This is a genomic window from Kitasatospora nipponensis (genome assembly GCF_039528135.1).
GTDB lineage: Bacteria > Actinomycetota > Actinomycetes > Streptomycetales > Streptomycetaceae > Kitasatospora > Kitasatospora nipponensis.
In genome coordinates this window covers 1-699 of record NZ_BAAALF010000724.1, presented here as the reverse complement: position 1 = coordinate 699, position 699 = coordinate 1, and the positions used below count along the sequence as shown (strand labels likewise).

The window sequence follows — 699 nt, the reverse complement described above, 5'->3', positions numbered from 1 at the left end:
CCCGGCCACGGGGGTGACGGCCGTGAGCATGAACGTGACGGTCACCGAGCCCACCGGTGGCGGCTACCTGACGGTGTATCCGCACGGCCAGACCCGTCCGACCATCTCCAACCTGAACTGGACACCCGGGCGGACCCTTGCCAACCTGGTGACGGTCCCGGTGGTGGACGGCAAGGTCTCGCTGTTCGTGGCCGGTAGCGGCCCGGGCCAGGTCCAGCTGATCGCCGATCTCGCGGGGTGCTACACCAAGACCGGGGGCGACCAGTCCCACGCGCTGGTGCCGGTGCGGAAGGCCGACACCCGGGGCTCGTTGCCCTGGTACGACGAGTGGGAGCCCGGCGAAACGGTGCGGGGCGGAGCCACCCGGAGCGTCGAGGTGGTCGAGTACCCCGGTGCTAGCGCGGTCGCGATGAACGTGACGGTGACCGGAACCGCCGCACCGGGATTCCTGACCGTGTACCCGGCCGCCACCGGGCGGCCGGTGGTCTCGAACCTCAACTGGGTGACGGGGCAGACCGTTCCGAACCACGTGGTGGTGGCCACCGGTGCGGGAGGCAAGAACGCCTTCTACAACGGGAGTCAGGGCGACGTGGAGCTGATCGCCGACCTGTTCGGCTACTTCACCAAGTGATCAGTTCTGGGGGAACCTTCTTGTCATCCACACAGCACAGACTCGGCATCGCGGCCCTCGCCGCGACC

General features: G+C 68.8%; 1 pseudogene. It reads left to right on the top strand.

From position 1 onward, the window contains the following. Positions 1–631, top strand: a pseudogene (locus tag ABD323_RS42940) (PKD domain-containing protein); the annotation flags it as partial. Positions 632–699 lie beyond the last annotated feature (68 nt).